Origin of the sequence: Bacillus gobiensis, from assembly GCF_001278705.1 — a bacterium.
GTDB lineage: Bacteria > Bacillota > Bacilli > Bacillales > Bacillaceae > Bacillus > Bacillus gobiensis.
In genome coordinates this window covers 3,192,545-3,210,815 of record NZ_CP012600.1, presented here as the reverse complement: position 1 = coordinate 3,210,815, position 18,271 = coordinate 3,192,545, and the positions used below count along the sequence as shown (strand labels likewise).

Genomic DNA, 18,271 nt, shown 5'->3' with positions numbered 1-18,271 from the left:
TCTATCATATCAAAGTTCTACACAAAAAATTTATTTTGATTTGCTTTTTTTGATAGAATTTTACTGTGAGAATTTGTTAGAAAATAAGCAAAGGGGAAGAGGGATATTATGATTCATCAAACGATCCAGCTGTGGGAGGAAAATGAATATGAGAAAGAAAGCCGCGCGGGGTTTATTCCGACGTTAACCGCCTATGTGCAGGAGGGCGATTCTTTACGCGGGGCAGTTGTGATTGTACCGGGCGGGGGCTATGGTTTTATTAGTCCGGCTGAGGGAGAGCTGGTCGCAGAAAAGTTTCTCCAGGCAGGCTATCATGCTTTCATACTTACATATACGGTAAATGCGCTCGGTGATCAAAAGCCGGTTAAATTACAGGCATTGCGGGATTTGGCAAAGGCTGTGATTACGATTCGAGAAAATGCCGATCATTGGTCAATTGATAAAGACAGACTGGCCGTTTGCGGTTTTTCGGCAGGCGGACATCTTGCGGCGAGCCTGGCGGTTCATTGGCAGCAGCCGTTTTTGCAGGAATTAAAAAGGGAAGGAGAGGTGTCTCACATACCGAATGCAGTCATATTATCGTACCCGGTCATAACAACAGGTGAACGGAGACATAGCGGATCTGTTGTAAATTTATTAGGTGATAAGCCAACGGAAGAGATGTTGGAGTTTATGTCACTGGAGAATCATATCAGCGACAGCACTCCACCTGTCTTTCTTTGGCATACGGCAGATGACGCCAGAGTTGCTGTAGAAAACAGCCTGTTATTCGCAACAAACTTAAGTGCCCGGCAAAGACCGTTTGAACTGCATATCTACCCGCAAGGCAGGCACGGAATATCCACTGCTGATGAACAATGGGCGAATCGAAAGCATGACAGCACATCACCTTTGCTCGCGCCGTTGAAGCATGCGGTATTAGAAAAATTAAAAAATGGAGTACACAACGATCGTGAATTGGGAGAAGTAACGTCATGGGAAGACTTTTATCATAAAAAAGAGAATCAGATGGGAAAGCCCGTTCCGGACACTCATGTTGCAACCTGGATGGGACTTTGTTTGGAATGGCTTGATCGAACGTTAAAGGAGAAAAAATGAATCATATTTTATACATTGAAGATGAAGAAGAGATTGGCAAGTGGGTAACTCGAGAGTTGGAAAAACAAGAATACAAGATTACGTGGCTTAAAGAAGGGAAAGACATTTCGGTTTATTTGCCGGAGGCTGATCTCGTCATTTTAGATATTATGCTTCCCGGGCTGGACGGTTTTTCGCTGGGCCGCCGCATAAAAAAGGAAAAACATGAGGTGCCCGTCTTAATGTTAACCGCCCGTACGGCGATTGAGGATAAAGTAGAAGGACTTACCTTTGCCGATGACTATCTAACCAAACCGTTTCATCCGGAGGAGCTGGCGGCCCGCATTAAATCATTGCTCAGGCGCTTCGATCGAGGGCAGGAAAAGATGATCCTGCATCATTTGGAAATCGTTCTGCCTGATGGCACGATTACAAATCGTGAAACGGGAGAAGACATCATTTTATCAGGGAAGCAATATCAAATTTTTCAGTTTTTCTTAAAGCACCAAAATCAAATTCTGACAAAAGAGCAAATCTATGAATCAGTTTGGGGAGAGCCTTACATTGAAGGGGATAAAACGCCGATGGTTCATATCCGCTATCTTCGCGAAAAAATTGAAAAGGATCCTTCGTCACCAAAAATTGTTGAAACGATCCGCGGGGTCGGCTACAGGGTCAAATCATGAAGTGGAGACATTCGATCCTTACACGTTATTTACTCGTGGTATTTTTTGCTTTAATCTTGCTTCCAATGGGGATCCCGATTGTATCCATTCTTGTTTACACACCATATGATATGCAGCATAACAGCCAGCCATACAGCGAAGAGAAAATCGAAAGGGATTGGCACGATGAAGTAAGTACCTGGTTGGAACTATTTCCTGCAGAACGTCAAGATCGTATGAAGCAGTGGAAGGAAAGGTATCCGGAGGCTTCCTTCTTCATTGTAAATAAAAATGGACGTACCTCAGAGAAGCTGCCTGAGAATTTGGACGTGCAGCAAGAATGGACGTCAGGAACGACGGCTGAATTTATTAAAAAGCGATATGGGAATGATCCATATACAGTCATCGCCTTTATCGGAAATGACCAGAAAAATGGGCTTGCTGTAATTCAAATTCCAAGATCTGTTCTGCATCCGCCGATTCAAATCAATCCGCTTTTCATCGGGCTGGGGCTGCTTTTATTGCTTTTGATTTTCATTGCTGCGTCTCTTTGGTTTATTATCCGTCTCCGAAATCGAATCCGGCATCTGCAGCAAACGATGGATCATTCTGAAAATGGAGCGCTTCCCAGTCAGGTGAAAATCGGGAAGATGGATGAGATCGGCCAGCTGCAAAACGCATTCAACAAAATGGTCGTTGAACTAGAAAAGAGCCGGAAAAGGGAACAGGAAGAGGAATCCCTGCGCCGCCAGCTCATTTCGAATCTTTCTCATGATCTCAGGACACCGTTAACGACCCTTCAGGCACATACCTATTCATTATCAAGAGAACGGTTAAGCGATACTGGCCGGGAGTCCGTACAGATTCTCGATCAGAAAATAACCCTTTTGGACCGGTTGATTGATAATTTGCTCTCTTATACTTTATTAACAGCAGGGAAGTATCATATGGATATTCAGGAGCTGGACATCAATCGATTCTTGCGTTCGCAGGTGGCATCATGGTATCCGGTTTTCGAGAATGAAGGAATTGAAGTTGACGTTGATTTACATCCTTTAATTCATCCCAAATGGCACGTGGATATTCATTGGATGGAGCGGATTGTCGACAACTTATTTCAAAACGTTGTACGTCACGCCAAGCAGGGCGGCTATATTCGCATTCATACCTTGCAAAGGGATTCGGCAGATGGGTTGATTATCGAGGATCGCGGACCCGGGTTTGCGGGAATTTCTAAAGAAGCAGGAGCTGGGATCGGTTTAACGATTGTTTCTAAGATGATCAAAGATATGAATATGGACTGGAAGATTGCTTCATCGGAAACCGGAGCAAAAATATGTATCTATTATCCTCATTAATTGAACACCGGGGCCTTATCCAAGGCTTCGTTTTTTTATGTTGAAAACCGCACGACGCACGTGGGCCGAAAAACCCGGGATAAGCGGATGTGCTGCCATAGAATCACATGTCACTGCCACAGAATGGACGAAGAGTGACCTGTTTTTTTCGGGCACGATCGTGAAGTGGCAGGTATGAGGGGGATGTATTTTTTAGCAAGTGGGCCAAAAAAAATTGAAACTGGTCGTAATAAATGGCGAAGTGGTCACAAAAAATTAAAAACCGGTCGCAATCATTTTCGAAGAGGTCACAATAACCTGGGATAATCGGATGCGCTGCTATTGAATCAGCATACCCTTGCCGTAGAATGAACGAAACTAGACGTTTTTTTAAACAAAACTTAAACACCCCTGGTCTCCTCTTTAACTTCGGGCATCTACAATAAATGTCGAGGTGATCGTAATGGAAATGATTGTACAAACAAAAAATCTAACAAAACGCTTTGGCCAGGAGCTGGCTGTAAAAGGGATCGATTTATCCGTAAAAAAAGGAGAGATCTATGGTTTTCTTGGAGCGAATGGCGCCGGTAAAACAACAACGATTCGAATGCTGCTCGGGCTCTTGAATCCGACTCATGGATCGGTTGAAGTGTTTGGCCAGGATATTCAAAAAAACAAACTGACAATCCTAGGCAAGGTAGGTTCATTAGTGGAGTCGCCATCCTACTATGGGCACTTAACAGCAGAAGAAAATCTGGAAACGCTCAGAAAAGTCCTGAATCAACCGAAACGGCGCATTCAGGAAGTTTTGGCGATCGTAGGACTGAGCAATACAGGCAAGAAAAAAGTAAAGGGCTTTTCGCTAGGCATGAAACAGCGGTTAGGTCTTGCTGCAGCTCTGCTTCGGGAACCGGAGCTGTTAATTTTAGATGAACCGACAAACGGATTAGACCCTCAAGGGATTATTGAAATTAGAGAACTGATCAAGCGCTTGCCGAAAGAGCAAAATATGACAGTCATTATCTCCAGCCATTTGCTGTCGGAAATCGACCAAATGGCAACATCGGTAGGCGTCATTTCGAAAGGCGAGCTTATTTTTCAGGATTCGATCGCTGTCCTGCGAAAACAAGCCGGACAAATGGTTCAGCTTAGAGTTAGTGATCCGAAAAATGCGGCGAACATCCTGCTCTCTCACGGAATTGAAGCCAGTGTGCAACAAGGGGTGCTCCGTTTGCCTGAATCACCGGATGAAAAAATTGCGAAGATCGTTAAGCTTCTCTCGAAACATGACGTATCAATTTATCGGGTCGAGGAGGAAAAACGGTCACTTGAAGACATCTTCTTGAATATGACCAAAGAGGAGAAAAGTGCATGATTGGATCGCTTATAAAAATAGAATTGTTAAAAGTCAAAAGAAAGGGATTATGGTTTCTTGTCTTTCTCGGTGCTTTCGGGGTCATTTCTCTTCAAGCAGTGAACTACGGCGTGCGGTACGATTATTTAATTACCCAGTATGACAATCAATGGGCAGGCGTCTTTCAAAATGTGAATATGTTTTTGCCCTCAGCTGTACTGCTTGGATCATGCATTGTCGCTTCCATGATGGCGGGTATTGAACACCAGACCAATGCCTGGAAACAAATTTTTGCATTGCCGGTTAAGAAAAGAGACGTATACTTTGCCAAATATTTTGTTCTTTTTATGATGATCCTGACCGCCAGTTTTCTCGTTTGGATAGGGACGGCATTGCTCGGGTTGGCTCTTGGCTTCGGTCCGGATGTGCCATGGGTGGCGGCAGCTAAAAATAGTTTTTTTCCTATGCTTGCTGCCATGCCGATTTTAGCGCTCCAGCTATGGCTGTCCATGACGTTTGACAATCAGGGAATCAGCCTGACCGTAGGGATTTTAGGAATGATCGTTGCCATGTTCGGTGGAGGCAATCTAGTGGCTGATTGGGTCATATGGACGTGGGCGAATGCCTATCCGTGGGAAGCAGAATCTCTTCAGTTTGTATGGCTTGGAATAGCGCTGGGAATAGCACTCTACGCAGGCGGTGCGCTCGATTTTTCAAGAAGGGAGCGGAAATAAACGATGATTTTTTTTAAAAGCTTGCAGCTGGAATGGTATAAGGTAAGAAAATCGAAAATACTATTGCTCATTTGGCTGGGGCCGATGATTGCTCTCATGGTGGGATTATCAGGATCGAATGAGATGGGGACAAGTCCATGGCATGAGGCATTAATGTATATTAGTATGGTGTACGGTCTTCTCTTCCTTCCGTTGTTTATCGGTATTCTTGCGGGAAGCATATGCAGGTACGAGCACCAGAATAATAGCTGGAAGCAGATGCTGACACTCCCCGTAACAAGATCAACCGTCTTTTGGTCAAAATACGTGCTCATTTTATTGATCGTTTCTTTTCTTCAGCTCATGGTGTTCGTTGTTTTTAGGATAGCCGGGACTATGGCGGGATACGGAGAACCCTTTCCGATTGGAACGATAGCCAAAAGCATGATTGGCAGCCTTATCGCTGTCTTTCCTATTGCCGCTCTATTGCTGTGGGTAGGGATTGCCTGGACGAGCTTTGCTGCTCCCTTTGCATTAAATGTGATTTTTACATTGCCGTCTATAATGGTTGCCAATTCAGAAACATATGGTCCAATCTATCCGTGGACACAGCCGTTTTTAATGATGATGCCGGTTAACGAAGGGGAAGTGTTTTACGTGCCGCTGGCCAAACTTTCTCTGGTGATCGGAGGGAGCTTGATTGTCTTTTTGGCAGGCGGGCTGATGTATATGAAGAAAAAAGCGATTTAGTGCCAACGTATGAGTGATAATCACTTGATATTGTGAAATGATCGTCCTGAGGATTTAACAGTCGATGCACATTTGCCGCGGAAACTTCCAATCGACTTGGACAGCCGAGGGCGGGTATGATGCAGCTGCCGAAACGATTTTCGATGGGTTAAACGTGGACGGGCTTTTCCTTGAATTTGATGACGAGCGTTCAGGTGGTTTTGAACCTCTCCGTTATGTAAAACGACCTGATTTGCAGATCGTTCTCGGTCTTGTCACGTCAAAATTCGGAGAACTGGAAAACCCTGATGACATCAAACGCAGAATCGAAAAAGCAGCCAAATATGTTGACTTAAGCCAGCTTTCGCTCAGCCCACAATGCGGCTTTGCTTCAACAGAGGAAGGGAATTTACTGACGGAAGAACAACAATGGGAGAAACTGAAACACGTGGTTCACATTGCGAATGATGTATGGAAGTAAGCGTAAAAAAAGCCGATGTTCTCGTACAGAGAAGCATCGGCTTTGCAAGTTTTTAGAAAAATCTCTTTTTCCAAAAGATAATTGCTGTACCGCTTGATAAAATGACGGCAAATAATATCGTTAACCAAAAAGCATGCGGATTTTTTTGAAAAGGCAAATCAACGTTCATGCCGTAGAAGCTGGCGACCATAGTAGGAAGCGATAAAACGATGGTAATGGAAGTCAGAAACTTCATCACGATATTCAAATTGTTAGAGATAACTGAAGCGAAAGCATCCATCATTCCGCTTAAAATACTGCTGTACGTATCGGCCATTTCAATGGCTTGTGTATTTTCGATAATTACATCGTCTAATAAATCCTTGTCTTCATCGTACATCTTTAAATGATTTAATCTCATTAATTTTTCTAAAACGATTTTGTTCGCCTTCAATGATGTAGTGAAATATACCAAGCTTTTCTCAAGAGCAAGAAAGGCGTATAATTCTTTATTTTTCATTGATTGATGCAATTCGTTTTCAATTTCATTTGTTTTTTTATTGATTTGCTTTAAATATCTTAAATAATAGGTAGAGATCACATAAAGAATCTGCAACGCAAATCTTGTTCGTTTATAGGTATAAAAGTCACGGATTTTTTGATTGCTAAAGTCGTTGAGAATAGGGGTATCCTTTAAAGACACAGTAATGAAACAATTTTTTGCTATTGCCATACCGATAGGAATTGTTTCATAAATGGGAAAACCTGCATCATCGTGGGTAATGTATGGAAAATCAACGATAATTAAGATATTATCGTCTTCTTTTTCAATTCGGGATCTTTCTTCATCATCAAGTGCATCTTTAATAAAATCTGTTGGAATATCTAAATTATTGCAAATATAATTGATTTCATCTGTATTCGGGTTGATCATATTAATCCAGCAACCCTTGGTAATTTCATTTGTTTTTTGAAGTTTTCCTGATTCGTTGCTCAAATAAATGTCTAACATGATTTAGCCTCCTCTTCTTCGTGAGGAGTCAAAAATGTTCCAGCCACACAAAAGAGTTGATGTTTTTCTTCGTAATCAATCTTCTGAGTATTGGTACATTTATGACTTCCTCAATATTCGAGCTGGGTTCGGGTTCGCTGCAACTTCGACTACTCAAAAAAATCAACTCCTTTTCATAAAATATGGGGAAACACCTTTATTATCATACTCTTACAGTGTGTTGTTGTAAACTCGATTTTTATCTTTATTTTGAAATAAGTTATTTAAGCAGTTAAAAACCACAGGGTTTCCTCTGTGGTTTCATTTCTTGCTGCTTATTAAAATACAGATTAAGTTAAATCTTACCGTACTCTTTCGGAGACTTGCCGATAACCCTCTTGAAATCTTTGATAAAGTGGGATTGATCGTAATACCCAAGTTCCAAAGCTAGCTGCGACCAATTCGGTCTTTTCCCTTTTTCGGCAAGTTCGGCTGCCTCATGGAGACGGGCTCGTTTGATGACCCATTTCGGACTTACGCCGACAAACTGATTGAACATCCGTTGCAGCGTTCTTTTGTTTATCTTAAACATGTGAGCTAATTGTTCAACTTTCGTTATCTCCCGATTTGCAGCTATATGTTCTGCGATTTGAGTCGTTAGTTCAGCATTTTTATTTTTCTCTGGAAGATGTTCGCGAAAGAAATTTTCGACAAGCTGAATCCTCATGTCTTCATCTTCAAGTGTAAACAATTCATCCTCTACTTTCTTAACATTCGTTCCGAACACTTCTTCAATGGGGATGCTGCGATTCGTTAGCTGAGAAACCGGGGAATTGATAAAAGAGTGAAAAGCGCCGGGCTTGAACTTGATCCCAAACACCTGTCCTTCATCCTTTAGAAGATGTGACGACGTTTCCTTTGAGATTCCATATATTCTCGAATTTCCTTTCTCAAACACCATGTTCACACAAGGATGAGAAAGAATCTTTTGGCGATAAGGAGCCTGTCCTCTTAAGTCCCACTTGACTGTCCAATAGCGCTGAATAAAAAAATGAAGATCCTCTGAGGGAGTGTGCCGCAAAAGTGTGTACTTCAGATCGCCTGTTTTCTTATTTAATATTCCTTTGTTTGGATGCGCTTGATTTGTCTCCACAGCTTCCACCCCTGGACAAATTTTTAACCATGTCGCATTTTTACAATCATCCGTAATTTCTTAATGGTATTATTTTCTATAGTAACAACAAGAATGAATGGTGGCAATAAGGATAATGGTGCCTATTTTGCTGAAGGAGTGATAATTGTGAAGGATCTTAAATTTGTGTTTTATATCGGGGCTCGTCCCGAAGAATTGTGGAATGCATTGATCTCGCCTGAGGGGACGAAAAAAACGTTTGCTGGTACAGTGATCCGATCCACCTTTAAAGTGGGAGACTCACTGGAATATGTTGGGCCGGGCAATGACGGAGAAGAAACGGTTCATGTATATGGCAAACTGTTGGCATTTGAACCGAATAAAGTGTTCAGCTTCACTGAGCATCCCGGACCAAGCTATCGTTCAAACCATGCTGAGCTTGAATCGAGAGTGACAATTACCCTTGAACAAGTGGGACAATGCACAAAATTAACCTTAGTTGATGACCAGTGGACAGAGGGCCATCCTTCTTATGAGAGCACAGAGCAGCATTGGCCGATGATTCTAAGCAATATCAAAACATACGCCGAGACCGGGAAGGTTTTGGAGTTAGGGTTTTAAAGTTAGAGATAGCGTCTTTAGATGCTATCTTTTTTTGTCTGATTAATACTGAACAACCGAACTGCTTTGTTGTTTTTGTTCGAGTCGATAGTCAGACGGGGAGAGGCCGACGGATTTACGAAAAAGCGTAGAGAAATGCGAAGAGCTTTTAAATCCGACTTCGTAGGCGATCGCCGTAATGCTTAGGCTCGTATGCATAATTAACTCTTTTGTTGCTTCCATCCGTTTAGTTGTTAGAAATTGAGCAGGTGGCATCTTCATTTCTTCTTTAAAAATCCGTTGTAAATAAAACGGGCTTGCGTAGACACGTTTCGCTATGTCTTCAAGTGACAGCTCGCAGGAATAGTTATTTATTAAAAAGTCAGTAGTTTTTTTAATTATTTGTTCTCTTGGATTGAGGTTTGAAAACAGATCCGGGCGACATCTTTTACATAAAGTGACCCTGACTTTGAATTTTATCAAGCAAAAATTCTTGCGTACAATTCGTCTAAAGCAGCAGTTAATCAGCTTACTGTCCATTTTGCATATGAGTTAAAGGATACACCTATTAAAATAAACTCTGCTTGTCCAGGTTTTACGGCGACAGATTTAAATCAATTTCAAGGCACTCGCACGGTTGAACAGGCAGCCACAATTGTCGTTCACCTTGCAACTCTCCCGGAAGATGGACCTAATGGTGGTTTCTTCGATGAAAACGGAGTAGTTCCGTGGTAACTTTATTCATTTTACAATGAGTGTGGATTACCTTAGTCCTTGCCAAAAAAAGTGACGCTTTATTTCAGTATAGTCGCCTTCTCTATCAAAAATCATTTATACTAGATTATGATAGCGATTTCACATAAGGAAGGCGGAATAAAAGATGAGTTATCAGGCTTCTGGTCGTCGTTATGAAACGATGATTTATAACAGATGTGGCAATAGCGGATTGATGCTGCCTGCTCTATCGTTGGGTTTGTGGCATAATTTTGGCGGGAAGGACTCCTTCGAAAACAGCAGAAGCATGGTCAGATATGCATTTGACGCAGGGATCACACATTTTGATTTAGCTAATAATTATGGACCGCCTCCTGGTTCTGCCGAAGAAACCTTTGGAGAAATATTAAAAAAAGATTTGCTGCCGTACCGGGACGAACTCGTTATTTCATCTAAAGCAGGCTATGAGATGTGGCCGGGGCCTTACGGAAATAATGGATCAAGAAAATATTTAATAGCCAGCCTTGATCAGAGCTTAAAACGAATGGGACTCGAATACGTCGATATATTTTATCATCACCGGCCAGATCCAGAAACTCCGTTAGAAGAGTCCATGCAGGCGCTGGATCATATTGTGCGGCAGGGTAAAGCATTATATGTGGGAATCTCTTCTTACAGCCCTGAGGAAACGAGAGCAGCTGCAAAGATCTTGAAAGAGCTTGGAACACCTTGCTTAATCCATCAGCCGATTTATTCAATGCTGAAAAGGGATGTAGAAAAAGGGCTGCTTGACGTTTTAGATGAAGAAAAAATAGGCGCGATCGCTTTTTCTCCGTTGGCACAAGGTCTTTTAACTGACAGATACTTAAATGGAATTCCCGATGATTCCAGGATTTCCAAAGGAAGCGGCTTTTTAACATTGTCCGCTATTAATGATGGAATATTGACAATGCTGATAAATTTAAATGCAATTGCAGAAAAAAGAGGTCAAACCCTTGCCCAAATGGCACTGTCCTGGGTGCTAAGAAGGAAAGAAATGACCTCGGTCATAATTGGAGCAAGCAGAATATCCCAAATCGAAGAGAATCTCAAAAGCTTGGAGAATCTGACTTTTCTAGAAGAGGAAGAAAGTGAGATTGAACAGATCCTTTCTAGGAATGGGTATTAATAGGGTTAATCAACGTTTGTTTAAGGGACTTTCGAATTGAAGATCGCCGAATACCGGAAAATTCAAAAGACTGCAGATCGCGCTGCAGTCTACCATTCTATTAATAATTGCGAATAATCGTCTCCGCCACGTATTCCTCCAATGACATAATCGCTTCAATCACGCTTTCAGCGGTGATTTTCTGATCCATCAAATGAATCGATTCCGCGGGGGTGGCAGCAGCTTCCGCCACAATTGCGATCTTCTCTCGCTCCTCCACATTCAATCGTAAGTCAGAAAGAGAGTAAGGCAGGTTTAACTCCTGGTAAAGGGTGATCAACTTCGAAACGTCTTCCCACTTTTTTTCGAGGACAAGTTGAACAAGAATTCCATAGGAGACTTTTTCACCATGTAATAGATGGTGAGTTTCTTCTATTTGTGTTAACCCGTTATGAATGGAGTGTGCGCCTGCAATTCGTCCAAAGTTGTCTCCGAATCCTCCTACCATTCCGCCTGCAATGATGATCGTTTCAACCACTTTAATAAAGGCGGAAGAGAGTACACTCTTGTTTTGATCTTCAACCGCTTGGCTGCTGAGGTCAAACAGTACTTGCTCGCACGTTTTCGCAGAATAATAGGCAATGTCAACTGCAAGCGGACGTTCATTCAGGCCGCGGATGAGCACGTCTGCTTCATACCATTTGGCCAGCGTATCGCCGATTCCTGCTATAAAATATTCGACTGGCGATTCAAGGATGATCTGTGGTTCAACCAGGACAATATTGGCACTCTCCGTATGATACCGGTAATAAATGAACTGTCCTTCGTCTGTATAGTACACACTTAACGGAGTCCACGCGGCACAGGACGATGCAAGAGTAGGGACTAAAATAACGGGAGCCTTTGTTTCGGTACCGACGGCTTTTGTTAAGTCTAAGATTTTTCCGCCGCCAATGCCGATAACGGCTTCATACTCTTCTTTTTGGATGATTTCCCGCAGGCGGCTGATTTCAGATAAGGAGCATTCTCCCCGGTATTTCTCATAGTGGACGCGAACCGATTCAAAAGAAGGGAGAAAGGGTTTTGCGGCATGAAGAGATTTTTCCCCGTGAATAATCAGGCATTTCGTAACCGTTCTTTCCGTTAACATATCTTCAAGCTCTTTAAGAATTCCTTCTTTGCATTCATAGGTTTGGGGAGCTCCCCTGACAATCAACTGATCGGACATTCATCTCATCCTTTCTAGCAGAAAAAGCAATACCGGGACCGGTACTGCTTTTCTATTTGTTTTTTTGCTTAGCGCTTTTCCATCCACTCTGGTTTGCCAAAACCTTTGAATTCTTCATCAATCACTTTTTCAAATTCTTCTGATTCGACAGCAGCTTTAAGATCTTTCGCAAACTGGCTGTCAACATCCTTCGTATTGACAACTACACGGTTTCTGTAATCATCCGGCATGCTTTCCAATTTTAATGCATCTTGCAGATTCATCTTAGCAGCTAAGGCATAGTTCCCAGGAACAGCAGCCAAATCAGCACTGTCAACTTGGCGTGGAAGGCCTGCAGCCTCAACAGGTACAAATTTAAGGTTTTTCTTATTTTCTACTACATCTTTTTCAGATACAGTTAGCGGATTTGTTTTCGGATCAAGCTTAATAAATCCTGCATCCTGAAGGACCAAAAGTGTTCTTGCCAGGTTCGGCGGATCATTCGGGATGGCGATGGAGCTTCCATCCTTTACTTCATCCAATGACTTGTATGTGTTTGAATAAAGACCCATTGGGGCAGTTGGAACAATAACAACTTCAGATAGCTCTAAATTGTTTTCTTTTGCAAAGCTTTCCATGAAAATTTTGTGTTGAAAAAGGTTTGCATCGATGGATCCGTTGCCGAGCTGTTTGTTTGGCTGAACATAATCTGTAAACTCAGTTACTTTTACTTTGTAGCCTTCTTTTTCTAAAATTGGTTTAATTGCTTTCGTTACCATATCACTGTATGGGCCGGCTGTAGCGCCGATGTTAATTTCCTTGTCACTATCAGCGTTCCCGTTATCTTGTCCGCAAGCCGCAAGCAGCCCGATTGATAGTAATAATGTAACAATGAATAAAAGCTTTTTCATGTTGTTTTTTCCTCCTGATTAACGCTTGTCAATTTTTTTAGAAGTGAAATCACCCAAAAATTGTACGAATTGTACTAAACATATAAGGATGATGACGGTTGTGAACATAACTGTATTGTCATAGCGGTAATATCCATAGCGGATCGCTAAATCTCCGACTCCGCCGCCTCCAATAATTCCCGCCATAGCGGAGAAGGCAATTAAGTTAATTAATGTAATGGTAACGCCTTGAATTAAGCCGGGACGTGCTTCTGACAAGAGAACATCCTTAATAATCATCCACGGGGTTGCTCCTGCTGCAATCGAAGCCTCAATCATGCCTTTGTCGATTTCACGAAAGGTTGTCTCAACGATTCGAGCGAAAAACGGAATCGCAGCAACCGACAGAGATACAGAGGCAGCAGTAGGCCCCGTTGTATTTCCAACTAACAGATCGGTAAAAGGGAGCAAGAGCACCAGCAAAATGATGTAAGGAATCGACCGGGTCATATTGATGATAAAACCAATGATTGATTTAATGGGACGATTCTCTAAAAACAATCCTTTATCTGTTACAAATAAAATGATACCTAACGGAAGACCGAGCAAAATAGCGACTATAAGTGCGATCACAACCATATAAAGGGTTTGGAAAAAAGCGGTGTTTAGTTCAGGCAATAGTTGAATCAAAGAATCAAGCACCCGAAATCACCTCCAAGCTCTGTGTTTTTTCTGAGATGTACCGGGTGGCATTTTCTACGTCTGCCACGTCGCCTACCAGCTCCATAATAAAGATGCCAAGCGGTTTTTCTTTAATGTACTCAATTTTTCCATGCAGAAAATTCCCTTTTACACTGAAGCGTTGAAATACATCGGAGAGAATGGCTTCTTCCGCAATCGAGCCTTTGAATTGAATTTTCACAATTTTCCCTTTACTATGTTCCAGAATCTGAGAAGGAAGCTCGAATTGCATCACCGTGTCGATGAAATCCCGGGTTAACGGTTGTGATGGATTGGAGAATAAGTCATAAACCGGACCTTCTTCTACTACTTTCCCATCCTGCATAACTGCCATACGATCACAAATTTCTTTTACGACTTCCATTTCATGAGTGATGATCACAATTGTAATGCCAAGCTCCTGATTGATCCTTTTTAACAGGTTCAAAATGGATTTTGTTGTGCTTGGATCAAGAGCTGATGTGGCCTCATCACATAGAAGCACGGATGGATCATTGGCAAGTGCTCTCGCAATGCCTACCCGCTGCTTTTGTCCGCCGCTGAGTTGCGCGGGATATGCGTCATGCTTTTCCGCCAGCCCGACCATTTCTAATAATTCATTTACCCTTTTCTTTATCTTGGCTTTCGGATAATTGGCCGCACGCAAGGCAAAGGACACATTTTCAAACACTGTCTTGGCATTCAGTAAGTAAAAGTGCTGAAAAATCATACCGATTTTCAAGCGAGCCAGACGTAATTTACTTGGAGAAAGCTTCGTTAAATCAACCTCATCTATGATAATCTGACCGGATGTTGGTCTTTCCAGCAAATTCATGCATCTGATCAAGGAGCTTTTTCCTGCTCCGCTGTATCCGACGATTCCGAAAATTTCTCCGGTTTTGATTGATAGGTTTACATGATCAACGCCTGTAACTTTCTTCTTTTTTGTCTCATACACCTTTACAAGGTCTTTGACTTCTATCATACTTTTGTCACCTCTTGTTGCATTTGTAGGCATTAAAAAAGCCTCTTTCCAAAACTGAAAGAGGCATCGTGTTTATTGATGGCTTATCTTTCAGAATCATTACATTCTGCAGGAAGTAGCACCTTTCCATTTGCATGGCGGTTGCCGGACTTCATTGGGCCTGATCCCTCAGTCACTCTGGATAAGTTATCATATTATAAAATTGTGGATGAATACTTATAAATAATACCATGCAAAATAAGAAAGTCAATAATTGATCTTAAATAATTTCAAAAATTCAGATAGAAATTCTTGGTATTAAAAAAGGAACCTGTAATAAACAGGTTCTTACTTAAGCGGCGGTCCGAAGCTCGAGAGCCACTTGTTTGATTTGATGATTATCCATCTCAATTACGACCCAACGATGCTCTCCATGGTCAATAAAATCGCTCTCCGCTATTTCATTGTTTTGAACTTGTATCCAACCGCCTATCGTATCCACTTCTTCACTTTCTTCGAATGTCAAACCGAATTGCTTCTCAAGATCTGAAAGCAGAACGCGACCGTTAATATGATAAATGCTGTCACTCTGTTGTTGAATATCCGGAACTTCATCATCATCGAATTCATCACGAATTTCGCCAACGATTTCCTCCAAAATATCCTCCATTGTGATGACTCCTGCTGTACCTCCGTACTCATCAATAACGACAGCGATATGAACTCTATCCTGTTTCATTTTCAGCAATACGTCTTGCAGCGGAGTTACCTCATGGATCATCGGCATCTCATGGACAAAATCAACCAGTTTACGTTCCCGGCCAGCAGCATAGCTCGTGAGCATTTCCTTCACGTTTACAAATCCAATGATATGATCCTTATCGCCATCCGCTGTCACAGGATAACGAGTATACTGGTGTTCATCCACAAATGCAATCACCTCGTCGCGGCTCATGGCCTGCGTAAGTGTAACCACTTGCATGCGGGGCACCATGATGTCCTTCGCCACGCGCTCATCAAAATCAAAAATGTTTTGCATATAGGATAGCTCCGTCTGATTGATTTCTCCGCTTTGATAGCTTTGCGACATGATGATTTTTAGCTCTTCCTCAGAGTGTGCTTGTTCATGAGTGGCAGGTTGAACACCGAAAATACGAAGCATCACACGAGCAGAACCGTTCAATGTCCAAATCAAAGGAGCCATAATCTTTCCGAACCAATAAAGCGGACGGGCGAACACCATAGTCATTTCTTCTGCATATTGAATTGCCAGTGTCTTAGGCGCAAGCTCACCTATGACGACATGTAGAAATGTAACAAGGGCGAAAGCAATGGCGATAGAAATAACCGTGGAGACCGCATCCGGTATACCAAATTGGTGAAATAAAGGATGCAGAATCTTTTCAACTGTCGGTTCCCCTAACCATCCAAGCCCAAGCGCAGTCACTGTAATCCCAAGCTGACACGCGGATAAATAATAATCCAAGTCATTGACCAATTTTTTGACAATCACCGCTTTTTTGTTGCCTTCAGAAATGAGCTGGTCAATTCGAGACATCCGAACTTTTATTACTGCAAACTCTGATCCAACAAAAAAAGCCGTCAGCACGATAAGAAAGGCGACTAGCGCCAAATTTATTACTAATATACTGTCCAATTAATTCCCTCTTAGCCTGAGGGATTCACCTCCGGGTGGTTTTAAAGTAATGTCAGCAATTGCATAACAATTGCAAGTCTATTTGTCAGCTCTTTATGCACGAGCTGTTTTTCTTTTTGAGGAGCATCTTTAAGTGCTTCCTCCAGAGCCGTTAGCTTTTGCTGCAGGCTATTTATATCATCTTGAACTTCACACAAAATCGGTTCGACTTTTTTATTGCTGCTTGGATCCTGAAGAGCCTCCGTAATTTCTCCGAGTGACATTCGCTGGCTTTTCAGCAGTTTAATTCGATCCAATGTATGAAGAACACTTTCCGGATAAAGCCGGTAATTCGATGGTGAACGCTCGAAATCGAGCAATCCACGTTGTGTATAATAATCTATTGTCCGCGGCGATAGACCGCTTAATTTTGCAACTTGACCTATGCGAAGCAAGGACTTCCCAAAGACATCCCCTCCTGACGATACAAAAACCTACTATTAAAATAGCACGTTTTCAAAAAACTGTACAGTGGTACGTTTTGGTTTTGTCGTTGTGAATTGAATTCGCTGGAGAAGGGATCCAAAGGTTCTTAGAAAAAAAGAAATTCTTTTCGATAGGGGATACCATACTTACGTCGGACAATAGCTATTAAACTATTTTCTATAATGATATGGTTTTGCGACGTTGAAATATCTTTAGTAGCCAATAAATAAGAATTCCGCTTAGAATAAAGAACGAGAGAAGGCAGGCTAAGCTCATTATCGGCTGAATTTGATAGGCGTATAAAAATTTATCAATTTCATAAATGTTTTCTGGATCCGTGACCGTTTTGGGAGTGAAAACAACATGATCTTTCCAATCTTCTGAAATCATAAGATAAGATCCCGTCCAAGACGTGAAAAAGAGGGAAAACGAAAATATAGGTATCATCACAAGGAAAACAAGAACACGAATAATTCGTGGCAATTTACTCACCTCCTAAAAGAGTATCTTTTTGTACACATTCTTTTTAGATTGACCTGGATCCTTAATCACTATATGATCATTTTTCACCATTCTAACATCTTTAATATTTAACACTGTAGCCAAAAAATAAAGGTGCATCCAGCTAGCTGTTTTACAGCTGCAGGATGCACCGCTTAGTTTCTTTAATTAGACGGCTTGCAAAGGATAGGTGACTTTAAGCAAGTGTCTTTAATGCGGCTCAGTTAGTTGTAGCCGAAATAGCAGATAGATCAGATGCTTACAGTATCACTTTTAGAGGAGTCTCCATATTTAGGATTTGGTCCATGCTCATTATCGCCTGCTTGGCTATCTAAACAAGCCAATACAAATATGGCAAGACCACCGAGAAAAGGAACAAGGTAGATTAACAGCAGCCATCCACTCATTCCAATATCATGCAATCTACGTGCTGTAACAGCTAAACTTGGTACCAGAACGCCTAAAGCATAGATTCCTGTTAAAAGACCTATAATTATGGCTACTGCCGGATTAGTTATTAATGCTTGTAAAATAAAAAGCACTATGAATATTATGGCATTAAATAGATTATAAATCCATAATTCCTTACGTCTTGCTCTTCCATAGAAATTTGCGTAATTCTTTAACACTTTTGAATACCATTCCATTTATTTAATTCCCCTTTATGACAGTCATTCTTTCATATACTTTAGGTAAATCCCGGCCGTCTACGAAACCTTTGTTTTCTATTTGCTTTCCTATCCTTTGTTTATATTATAAAGAAATGTAACCAAAAAATCCCTAAAAAATGTGTTCTGAATAATATGACTTATTTAAAAAGGGAGAAGTATGGGTATGAAGATATATAGTCTCTACTTTAGTGTGAACCATTTCCTAAATGACAATGTTTTAGCGATTTTTACTTAAAAAAGTATGTATATCAAAAAAGGCAGATCACCAAAAAGGTGA

20 protein-coding genes, 1 pseudogene and 1 riboswitch are annotated in these 18,271 nt (G+C 41.6%); of the genes and pseudogenes, 10 read left to right on the top strand and 11 right to left on the bottom strand.

The genetic code is table 11. The features are described from left to right. The first annotated feature begins 108 nt into the window (after positions 1 to 108). The 7 genes and pseudogenes from AM592_RS16120 to AM592_RS16085 all read left to right on the top strand — a co-directional run. Positions 109 to 1,098, top strand: a complete 990-nt coding sequence (locus AM592_RS16120) for an alpha/beta hydrolase (RefSeq protein WP_053604754.1) — start codon at positions 109 to 111, stop codon at positions 1,096 to 1,098. After that, entirely contained in the window at positions 1,095 to 1,763 is a 669-nt protein-coding gene (locus AM592_RS16115; RefSeq protein WP_053604753.1) for a response regulator transcription factor, read from the top strand. Before AM592_RS16120 ends, AM592_RS16115 begins: the two co-directional genes overlap by 4 nt. Beyond that, positions 1,760 to 3,100: a HAMP domain-containing sensor histidine kinase gene (locus tag AM592_RS16110; RefSeq protein WP_082364100.1), complete on the top strand. Its 1,341-nt coding sequence runs from the start codon at positions 1,760 to 1,762 to the stop codon at positions 3,098 to 3,100. The genes AM592_RS16115 and AM592_RS16110 overlap by 4 nt, the downstream gene beginning before the upstream one ends. A gap of 442 nt (positions 3,101 to 3,542) precedes the next feature. Beyond that, on the top strand, positions 3,543 to 4,454 hold the full coding sequence (locus AM592_RS16100; protein WP_053604750.1) for an ABC transporter ATP-binding protein: 912 nt from the start codon (positions 3,543 to 3,545) through the stop codon (positions 4,452 to 4,454). Continuing rightward, a complete protein-coding gene (locus tag AM592_RS16095; RefSeq protein ID WP_053604749.1) occupies positions 4,451 to 5,167 on the top strand; it encodes an ABC transporter permease in 717 nt (238 codons plus the stop codon). Before AM592_RS16100 ends, AM592_RS16095 begins: the two co-directional genes overlap by 4 nt. 3 nt (positions 5,168 to 5,170) lie before the next feature. Beyond that, positions 5,171 to 5,896, top strand: a complete 726-nt coding sequence (locus AM592_RS16090; RefSeq protein ID WP_053604748.1) for an ABC transporter permease — start codon at positions 5,171 to 5,173, stop codon at positions 5,894 to 5,896. 39 nt (positions 5,897 to 5,935) lie between these two features. Continuing rightward, positions 5,936 to 6,356, top strand: a pseudogene (locus AM592_RS16085) (5-methyltetrahydropteroyltriglutamate--homocysteine S-methyltransferase); the annotation flags it as partial. 52 nt (positions 6,357 to 6,408) lie between these two features. Here AM592_RS16085 and AM592_RS16080 read toward each other — a convergent pair. Both AM592_RS16080 and AM592_RS16070 read right to left on the bottom strand, forming a co-directional pair. After that, entirely contained in the window at positions 6,409 to 7,347 is a 939-nt protein-coding gene (locus tag AM592_RS16080) for a magnesium transporter CorA family protein (protein ID WP_053604747.1), read from the bottom strand. Between the two features lie 334 nt (positions 7,348 to 7,681). Then, positions 7,682 to 8,479 carry a helix-turn-helix domain-containing protein gene (locus AM592_RS16070; RefSeq protein ID WP_053604745.1) on the bottom strand — a complete coding sequence of 266 codons (798 nt, stop codon included), beginning with the start codon at positions 8,477 to 8,479 and terminating at the stop codon, positions 7,682 to 7,684. A 93-nt stretch (positions 8,480 to 8,572) separates the two neighbouring features. Here AM592_RS16070 and AM592_RS16065 point away from each other — a divergent pair, with 93 nt between their 5' ends. Beyond that, on the top strand, positions 8,573 to 9,079 hold the full coding sequence (locus AM592_RS16065; protein WP_053604744.1) for an SRPBCC family protein: 507 nt from the start codon (positions 8,573 to 8,575) through the stop codon (positions 9,077 to 9,079). Positions 9,080 to 9,121: 42 nt separating this feature from the next. On the opposite strand, the gene AM592_RS23440 is transcribed toward AM592_RS16065, so the two are convergent. Beyond that, a complete protein-coding gene (locus AM592_RS23440) occupies positions 9,122 to 9,598 on the bottom strand; it encodes a helix-turn-helix domain-containing protein (RefSeq protein WP_082364098.1) in 477 nt (158 codons plus the stop codon). Between AM592_RS23440 and AM592_RS23435 the strand changes: the two genes are divergently transcribed. Next, positions 9,548 to 9,793: an SDR family NAD(P)-dependent oxidoreductase gene (locus tag AM592_RS23435; protein ID WP_082364357.1), complete on the top strand. Its 246-nt coding sequence runs from the start codon at positions 9,548 to 9,550 to the stop codon at positions 9,791 to 9,793. The genes AM592_RS23440 and AM592_RS23435 overlap by 51 nt on opposite strands. 145 nt (positions 9,794 to 9,938) lie before the next feature. Next, on the top strand, positions 9,939 to 10,940 hold the full coding sequence (gene mgrA, locus AM592_RS16055) for an L-glyceraldehyde 3-phosphate reductase (RefSeq protein WP_053604742.1): 1,002 nt from the start codon (positions 9,939 to 9,941) through the stop codon (positions 10,938 to 10,940). A gap of 100 nt (positions 10,941 to 11,040) precedes the next feature. Here the strand turns inward: mgrA and AM592_RS16050 are convergent, their stop codons facing one another. The 8 genes from AM592_RS16050 to AM592_RS16015 all read right to left on the bottom strand — a co-directional run bounded on the left by AM592_RS16050 (position 11,041) and on the right by AM592_RS16015 (position 17,970). Beyond that, entirely contained in the window at positions 11,041 to 12,147 is a 1,107-nt protein-coding gene (locus AM592_RS16050; RefSeq protein ID WP_053604741.1) for an iron-containing alcohol dehydrogenase family protein, read from the bottom strand. A 68-nt stretch (positions 12,148 to 12,215) separates the two neighbouring features. Continuing rightward, positions 12,216 to 13,037, bottom strand: a complete 822-nt coding sequence (locus AM592_RS16045; protein WP_053604740.1) for a MetQ/NlpA family ABC transporter substrate-binding protein — start codon at positions 13,035 to 13,037, stop codon at positions 12,216 to 12,218. A gap of 18 nt (positions 13,038 to 13,055) precedes the next feature. Further along, on the bottom strand, positions 13,056 to 13,655 hold the full coding sequence (locus AM592_RS16040; RefSeq protein ID WP_082364356.1) for a methionine ABC transporter permease: 600 nt from the start codon (positions 13,653 to 13,655) through the stop codon (positions 13,056 to 13,058). A gap of 55 nt (positions 13,656 to 13,710) precedes the next feature. Next, complete coding sequence (locus tag AM592_RS16035) at positions 13,711 to 14,721, bottom strand: methionine ABC transporter ATP-binding protein (protein WP_053606139.1); 1,011 nt, start codon at positions 14,719 to 14,721, stop codon at positions 13,711 to 13,713. A gap of 80 nt (positions 14,722 to 14,801) precedes the next feature. After that, positions 14,802 to 14,909, bottom strand: a riboswitch (SAM riboswitch). Between the two features lie 143 nt (positions 14,910 to 15,052). Next, positions 15,053 to 16,357: a hemolysin family protein gene (locus AM592_RS16030; RefSeq protein ID WP_053604738.1), complete on the bottom strand. Its 1,305-nt coding sequence runs from the start codon at positions 16,355 to 16,357 to the stop codon at positions 15,053 to 15,055. 41 nt (positions 16,358 to 16,398) lie between these two features. Next, positions 16,399 to 16,791: a MerR family transcriptional regulator gene (locus tag AM592_RS16025; protein WP_053604737.1), complete on the bottom strand. Its 393-nt coding sequence runs from the start codon at positions 16,789 to 16,791 to the stop codon at positions 16,399 to 16,401. A 208-nt stretch (positions 16,792 to 16,999) separates the two neighbouring features. Next, positions 17,000 to 17,305, bottom strand: a complete 306-nt coding sequence (locus AM592_RS16020) for a DUF4306 domain-containing protein (protein WP_053604736.1) — start codon at positions 17,303 to 17,305, stop codon at positions 17,000 to 17,002. A 269-nt stretch (positions 17,306 to 17,574) separates the two neighbouring features. Then, positions 17,575 to 17,970: a DUF805 domain-containing protein gene (locus tag AM592_RS16015; protein WP_053604735.1), complete on the bottom strand. Its 396-nt coding sequence runs from the start codon at positions 17,968 to 17,970 to the stop codon at positions 17,575 to 17,577. Positions 17,971 to 18,271 lie beyond the last annotated feature (301 nt).

Coding starts and splice junctions, on each gene's coding strand:
- AM592_RS16120 (WP_053604754.1), top strand. CDS start 109: ATGATTCATCAAACGATCCAGCTGTGGGAGGAAAATGAATATGAGAAA.
- AM592_RS16115 (WP_053604753.1), top strand. CDS start 1,095: ATGAATCATATTTTATACATTGAAGATGAAGAAGAGATTGGCAAGTGG.
- AM592_RS16110 (WP_082364100.1), top strand. CDS start 1,760: ATGAAGTGGAGACATTCGATCCTTACACGTTATTTACTCGTGGTATTT.
- AM592_RS16100 (WP_053604750.1), top strand. CDS start 3,543: ATGGAAATGATTGTACAAACAAAAAATCTAACAAAACGCTTTGGCCAG.
- AM592_RS16095 (WP_053604749.1), top strand. CDS start 4,451: ATGATTGGATCGCTTATAAAAATAGAATTGTTAAAAGTCAAAAGAAAG.
- AM592_RS16090 (WP_053604748.1), top strand. CDS start 5,171: ATGATTTTTTTTAAAAGCTTGCAGCTGGAATGGTATAAGGTAAGAAAA.
- AM592_RS16080 (WP_053604747.1), bottom strand. CDS start 7,347: ATGTTAGACATTTATTTGAGCAACGAATCAGGAAAACTTCAAAAAACA.
- AM592_RS16065 (WP_053604744.1), top strand. CDS start 8,573: ATGAATGGTGGCAATAAGGATAATGGTGCCTATTTTGCTGAAGGAGTG.
- AM592_RS23440 (WP_082364098.1), bottom strand. CDS start 9,598: ATGGACAGTAAGCTGATTAACTGCTGCTTTAGACGAATTGTACGCAAG.
- mgrA (WP_053604742.1), top strand. CDS start 9,939: ATGAGTTATCAGGCTTCTGGTCGTCGTTATGAAACGATGATTTATAAC.
- AM592_RS16050 (WP_053604741.1), bottom strand. CDS start 12,147: ATGTCCGATCAGTTGATTGTCAGGGGAGCTCCCCAAACCTATGAATGC.
- AM592_RS16045 (WP_053604740.1), bottom strand. CDS start 13,037: ATGAAAAAGCTTTTATTCATTGTTACATTATTACTATCAATCGGGCTG.
- AM592_RS16040 (WP_082364356.1), bottom strand. CDS start 13,655: ATGGTTGTGATCGCACTTATAGTCGCTATTTTGCTCGGTCTTCCGTTA.
- AM592_RS16035 (WP_053606139.1), bottom strand. CDS start 14,721: ATGATAGAAGTCAAAGACCTTGTAAAGGTGTATGAGACAAAAAAGAAG.
- AM592_RS16015 (WP_053604735.1), bottom strand. CDS start 17,970: ATGGAATGGTATTCAAAAGTGTTAAAGAATTACGCAAATTTCTATGGA.